General features: G+C 41.5%; 7 protein-coding genes. 3 read left to right on the top strand and 4 right to left on the bottom strand.

Going from position 1 to position 6,123, the window contains the following annotated elements; translation table 11 throughout:
- The 3 genes from ABZB17_RS19415 to pulA all read left to right on the top strand — a co-directional run.
- A partial coding sequence (locus ABZB17_RS19415) for a M24 family metallopeptidase (protein WP_372652705.1) occupies positions 1-350 on the top strand: 350 nt, incomplete at its 5' end.
- A 116-nt stretch (positions 351-466) separates the two neighbouring features.
- Positions 467-1,015 (top strand): hypothetical protein, encoded by a 549-nt coding sequence (locus tag ABZB17_RS19410; protein ID WP_372652703.1) that lies wholly within the window; start codon positions 467-469, stop codon positions 1,013-1,015.
- On the top strand, positions 1,015-2,961 hold the full coding sequence (pulA, locus tag ABZB17_RS19405) for a type I pullulanase (protein ID WP_372652701.1): 1,947 nt from the start codon (positions 1,015-1,017) through the stop codon (positions 2,959-2,961). Before ABZB17_RS19410 ends, pulA begins: the two co-directional genes overlap by 1 nt.
- On the opposite strand, the gene ABZB17_RS19400 is transcribed toward pulA, so the two are convergent.
- The 4 genes from ABZB17_RS19400 to ABZB17_RS19385 form a co-directional block, all read right to left on the bottom strand.
- Positions 2,943-3,455, bottom strand: a complete 513-nt coding sequence (locus ABZB17_RS19400) for a hypothetical protein (protein ID WP_372652698.1) — start codon at positions 3,453-3,455, stop codon at positions 2,943-2,945. The genes pulA and ABZB17_RS19400 overlap by 19 nt on opposite strands.
- Positions 3,456-3,769: 314 nt before the next feature.
- Positions 3,770-4,618 carry a LytTR family transcriptional regulator DNA-binding domain-containing protein gene (locus ABZB17_RS19395; RefSeq protein ID WP_372652696.1) on the bottom strand — a complete coding sequence of 283 codons (849 nt, stop codon included), beginning with the start codon at positions 4,616-4,618 and terminating at the stop codon, positions 3,770-3,772.
- A gap of 17 nt (positions 4,619-4,635) precedes the next feature.
- Entirely contained in the window at positions 4,636-5,847 is a 1,212-nt protein-coding gene (locus ABZB17_RS19390; protein ID WP_372652694.1) for an alanine dehydrogenase, read from the bottom strand.
- Between the two features lie 107 nt (positions 5,848-5,954).
- Positions 5,955-6,122 carry a tRNA (adenosine(37)-N6)-threonylcarbamoyltransferase complex ATPase subunit type 1 TsaE gene (locus tag ABZB17_RS19385; protein WP_372652707.1) on the bottom strand — a complete coding sequence of 56 codons (168 nt, stop codon included), beginning with the start codon at positions 6,120-6,122 and terminating at the stop codon, positions 5,955-5,957.
- Position 6,123 lies beyond the last annotated feature (1 nt).

Genomic DNA, 6,123 nt, shown 5'->3' with positions numbered 1-6,123 from the left:
TGATGGGCATGGATGTACACGATATGGAAGATCTTGGTGAAGTTTGGGTGGGTTACGACGGCCAGCCAAAAAGTACACAGTTTGGGTTGAAATCGCTTCGTTTGGCAAAACCGCTGAGAGCCGGACATGTATTTACCATCGAACCCGGAATTTACTTTATTCCGGAGTTAATCGATCTGTGGCGCGGGCAGGGCAAATTCAACGATTTTATCAACTGGGAAAAAGTTGACAGCTACCGAAATTTTGGAGGAATACGTAACGAAGAGGACTTTGTAATGACCGAAAGCGGTGTACAGCTACTCGGCAAACCAAAGCCAAAAACGCTTGAAGAGATAGAAGCACTTCGATGATAAAATACTGATGCTTATGGGTTTCATGTTAAGTATGGAACGTATAGTATTGAAACCTGTAAGCATCAGCGATCTTAAATCAATAAAAACTTTACTTTTGCCTCAAATTAGCAACAATGAAGAAGGGAAGTATTCTTGCGGTTTTATTATTAAATTCGTTGTGGCTTTTTGCCCAAAACGAGGTAGGTCCCGAAGGGCATAAACTGCTATGGGTATTTCTTTTTCTGGCTGCTGTTACCGTAGCTTTTATTGTGAGTAGCCGTTCTTTTGGCAAGAAATCGAAAAAAGAGCGCAGGCCGTTTTTACAACTTAAAAAGTTAAGTATCAAATTGGAGAAGGATGCAAATTTCTATCCTGATAATTTAATTCTTACCGTAAAAAACACCGGCTCAACGGCTGTTGATTTGGATAAGCCGCTTTTAGTTTTCGATAACTTCTGGCTGAAACGTAAGTTCAAGATTAAAGGTATGGATAACTACAATTTTTATCCTTTGTACCTGGAAAGTGGGAAAACACATCAGTTAAAAATTGATATGAATCGGTTTTATGCGCACGATAAAAAATTGAAAAAGTTTCCGAAGACGAAGATCTACCTGAAAGATGTAAAAGGAAAAAGGCTGGGAAGTAAAGCCGTATTTTTACGCAAAACATTAGTTAAATTTTAATGCGAAACTGGAAATTTAACCATATCGATTTTTCTACTTACCCCGGTTATTCGGGTAAGGATCTGGGTGTGTTTTGGTCGCCAGAAAAAACTACGATAAAAATTTGGGCACCTACCGCTCAAATGGTGGAATTGCGCCTGTACAAAGATGGCCTGCGTGGTGAAGCCTACTATAAAACCAATCTGCAGAAGAAGGAGAACGGCACCTGGGGAACAATTCTTACCGGCGATTACGAAGGTAAGTTCTATACTTTCAGGGTAAACGATGGCGAATGGTTGGATGAGGTAGCCGGAATTTATGCCCGCTGTGTTGGCGCCAATGGATTGCGCGGAATGATCTATAATCCGAACTCAACAAATCCTGAAGAGTGGGTTTACGACAATGGTCCGCGTTACAAAAGTTTTACCGATGCGGTGATTTACGAAACGCATGTGCGTGATTTCTCCATTGCCGAAAATTCAGGCATTGAAAACAAAGGGAAATTTCTGGGATTTACCGAAGAAGGAACACGTTCGCCGGAAGGGGTAAAAACCGGTATCGATCATTTAAAAGAGTTGGGAGTTACGCATGTGCATTTGTTACCGGTGAACGATTATGTAACAGTTGACGAAGAAAAACCACTTGAAAAATATAACTGGGGTTACGATCCCATGCACTATAATGCGCTGGAAGGTTCGTATGCAACTGATCCTTGCGACGGGCGCAAACGTATTGTAGAATTTAAAGAGTTGGTAAAAGCCCTGCATGCCAATGGAATTGGCGTGATTCTGGATGTGGTTTTTAACCATACCTATTACGCTAAAGAGTCAGTATTTAACCAGATTGTGCCGGGGTATTTTTACCGACAGAAAGAGGATGGTTCATTCTCAAATGCATCGGGTTGTGGAAACGAACTGGCGTCGGAGCGCGAAATGGTGCGTAAATACATTATCGATACGCTTAACTACTGGGTGGAGGAATTTCACGTTGATGGATTCCGTTTTGATTTGATGGGTATTCACGATTTGAAAACCATGCAGGAAATACGGAAGTCGTTGGATAAGATTGACCGAGGATTATTCCTTTATGGCGAAGGCTGGGCAGCCGACCAAAGTCCGATGCCGGAATCGAAGCGGGCAGTTAAAAAGAACACGTCGGCAATGCGAAGAATAGCCAGCTTTAATGACGATTTTCGCGATGCCCTAAAAGGAAACCATGGCGATAAAAAGTCGAAAGGTTTTGTTAGCGGGCTTAACCTGCGCGAAGAAGCTATTAAGTTTGGAATTACTGCAGCAGTTTATCATCCGCAGGTGAATTACGGATATATCGATGCGGTTGAAACGGCTTGGGCTGCCGAGCCCGATCAGTGTATCAATTACGTGTCGTGCCACGATAATTACACGCTTTGGGACAAACTGAAACAAAGTTTGCCAAAAGCAAGTGATGAGGACTTGCGCAAACGGGTAAAGCTGGCCGGGGCACTGGTTTTAACCTCGCAAGGCGTGCCGCTTTTGCATGCCGGTGTTGATTTTTGCCGTACAAAAGGAGGTAACGGAAACTCCTATAAATCGCCCGACTCGGTAAACCAGATAGATTGGAGCCGCAAAAATGAATACATCGATGTTTTTGAATATTTCCGTAAACTGATTCGGCTACGGAAAGATCATCCGGCATTCCGTATGACCTCTGCCGAAGCAATCAGAAAAGATTTAAATTTTTGTACCGAGTACAAAATAGGTGTAGTTTCCTATTGTTTAGACGGAAAAGCGGTTGGCGACAACTGGTCGAAGATATTCCTCATTTTTAATGGGAACGAAGAGGAAGTTGAATTTCCCTTACCCGAAGGTAAGTACAAAGTTGTAGCCGATGGCAACAGCATTAACGAAGAAGGAATTGAGCATGTGGAAGACACCGTTGTGGTAGACCCCGTTTCGCTAAAAATCCTTGTTCACGCCGAAAACGGATGAATGTTTCGCGAGAAGTGATCAGAAAATCCCAGTAACGAATACGCAGTTTGGCGTAATTTTTCTTTTCTGAATTCAGCGCTGTAAATACGTTGGGTGGTGTTGGCTTCCATATCCCGCACAAAAGGATCAAATGTTGCCTGGTTCAAAATCAGGTGATCTACATTGTCAAAATCGGCCGGTTGAGAATCAAATAATTCGCCTTCAGCTATTATCTTTTTCCCTGCAACTTTGCACTTCTCGATAAGTTTTACTGTTGAAGTTCGTTGTCGCAGACCGGCTTTGACGATTACATAATTAGCCCACTCCAAATCTTTAGTATTTAACTTCTCCTGGTTCAAATCGATCAACTTTCTTTCCCAGGTAATGGGTAGTTGAATAGAAATCTCGATCAGCTCAAGCGGATCTTCTGTTGATTTGTTAAAAAGCTTCTGAAAGAAGGCCTCAAATCCTTTTGAATGGTTCTCTTTTTCAGGATAAATAAGTAATATGTTCATATGATTAAAATTGTTTGTTTAAAAGGTATCATATGTAACTCGCTATTTAGTCATCACTCTTTTTGAGATTTGATTAAACATGCTCGTTTCATGGCAATAAAATTTACATTGTTTTCGATTTTTCAAATTAACAGCCAATTTATTCGAAAAAAAAGTTTTTGGGATTTTTAACTTTTAATAGTGATAATTTCCGGGTTTTTGGGTTTTTTGCCATTTATCCGGGATAAGTGTCAGTAGTCCCATATACCTTCTTTGTTAGGTGATTTGGACGTATTTACTAAGTGAGACAGGTAAAATAAGGGCAGGAAATTGGCTCAGGATGTTTTTAACGCTTCTTTTAATTGAAGTACATATTGTCTTGAAACGTGAATTACCTGCGGGTAATCGAAGAGATTCAGTTCCAAACCATCAGAGCCACGCGATACTTTTTTAATGTAGTTTTTGTTTACCATACACGATCGATGACAGCGAATGACTTCCGGGTACTTTTGTAACAATTTCTCCGTGGTTTTCATGGTGTTCCGGATCAGTTTTTTCTTGATCTCGTCGTTGTGTTTATAAATCACTTCAATGTAATTATTGGCTGATTTTATCAGTATCAACTGCTCGAGAAAAAGCGTAAAATATTCTGTTTTGTTTTCCGATTCAAACTCAATTTCAGCCGGAGTTTCCGTCGATTCATTTTTAATGACTTCTTCAGGGGTAAGTTCCAGCTTTTGCACTTTCTTTTTCAACAAGTAAAACTGGTTGGTAAGCACCACAACTACCGCCGCTGTTATTGAGATAATGACGATATTGATTACAATTGGAAAGGTCATAGGGATTTGGCCTACGTAGCGAGCAAAAAATGCAAAGGCAACGGAGTTGCAAATGACGAAAAGCAGATCGATGATGATCTCTTTTAAAATTGTCCAGCGCTGTTCGGAAAAAGCAGTGATGAAAATGGAAGGAATTATTACCCGAAATATACTGAGTAAAACCAGCGTTATAGCGCCAAATGTTGCAAGGATAATGAGGCGGTTATTAAAATCGGGGTTTTGAATTTCGAAGGGCTGAAAGAACAGCAGAAATAAAAAAATACCCAGGCTCACGGACGATATGGAGCGAGCATTAACCTTGAGGTTGTCGTTAAACGGATATTTTTTGTAAAGCGAGTTCAGCATTGGAACTTTTTTCTTGGTTAAAAAACAGCGAGCAATAAATCAATGTCTTTTGAAGGGATGTTGAACATGCGGCCCACATCGTGATTGGTGAGAATGCCGTGGTAGATGTACACGCCTTTCCGGAATCCCTTCGATACTTTTATGTAGTTTTCAACTCCTCCGTTGTCGCCAATGGCCAGTAAAATTGGAATTAATATATTACTCAGCGAAATGGAAGCCGTTCGGGCTACCATGGCCGGAGTGTTGGGAACACAGTAGTGCACAACTCCGTGTTTGGTGTATGTTGGGTTGTTAAAATCGGTGCACTTCGAAGTTTCGAAACAGCCCCCCTGGCTCACGTTCAAATCAATAATTACCGATCCTTCCTTCATTTGTTTTACAAGGCTCTCCGAAACTTTAAATTTAGGCGGGGTATTAAAAGCTGTTGCTCCAATAACTGCATCGGCCGAAATAAGGGCTTTGCGTAAAACTTTGGGATAGAATACCGAAGTAAAAATACGTCGTCCAAGTTTTTCTTCCAATTTGCTGAGTTCGTAAACCGAAGTATCAAAAACCTTTACGAAAATACCCAGTCCGAGTGCTGCACGCGCTGCATATTCGGCAGCTGTACTGGTACCAATTATTACCAGCTCGGCGGGTGTAACTCCGGTAACTTCGCCAAACAAAACGCCTTTTCCGTTGCGCGAATTACTCAGGTATTCGCTTGCAATGGTAATGGAGGTAACTCCTGCAATCTGGCTCATTTGATGAACGAACGGAAGAAAGCCCTCTTCGTTTTCAAGGTATTCAAAAGCAATGGTGGTTACCTTTTTTTGCATCAATTTCTGGATGGATTCATTGCAATGAGCCTGAATCTGCATGTTTGAAATGATGAACTGGTTGCCACGCAAAGCATCGATCTCGTCGCATTCGAAAGGGGCGATGCGTAAAATGATGTCGCACTGAAAAGTTTCTTCTTTGGTTTCAACAATGGTAGCGCCGGCTTTTTGGTAATCTTCGTTGCTGTAGCTGGCTGCTTTTCCGGCGTCGCGTTCAATCAGGATTTCGTGGCCGTACGAAACCAACAAATCAACGGCTTGCGGCGATAAAGGTACCCGGTATTCAACCTTCGACAGATCGGAAGGAACGCCAATTTTTATTTTCTGGCCCTTCTTTTTTACCTCCAACATCTCCTCTTTGGGCAGAAGCATGGTTTTTGGTATCGATACCTTTTCTCTTGCTTTTTCCATAATTGAACTTAATGAATTTATCTGACGAAATCAACAGCACCAATTTACAAGCAAAAGGGGAGTTTTCAAAGAAAATTAAGCGGGAAGTAGAAAGCAGTATTGGCAGGTTATATTTCCTGTGCGGTAATCAGGCGGGTATTGTCGTCCTGAACTTCAATTTTTACCTCCACCATTTTTTCGGGCAGAAGCGATTCGATCATTTCCGGCCATTCAATCAGGCAGTAGTTTCCGCTGTAGATGTAGTCTTCGTAGCCCAGGTCGTAAGCTTCTTCAATA

The organism is Draconibacterium sp., from assembly GCF_041583095.1.
In the GTDB taxonomy this organism is placed as follows: Bacteria; Bacteroidota; Bacteroidia; order Bacteroidales; family Prolixibacteraceae; genus Draconibacterium.
The sequence above is the reverse complement of the archived record's forward strand: the minus strand, read 5'-3'. Positions and strand labels throughout refer to the sequence as shown.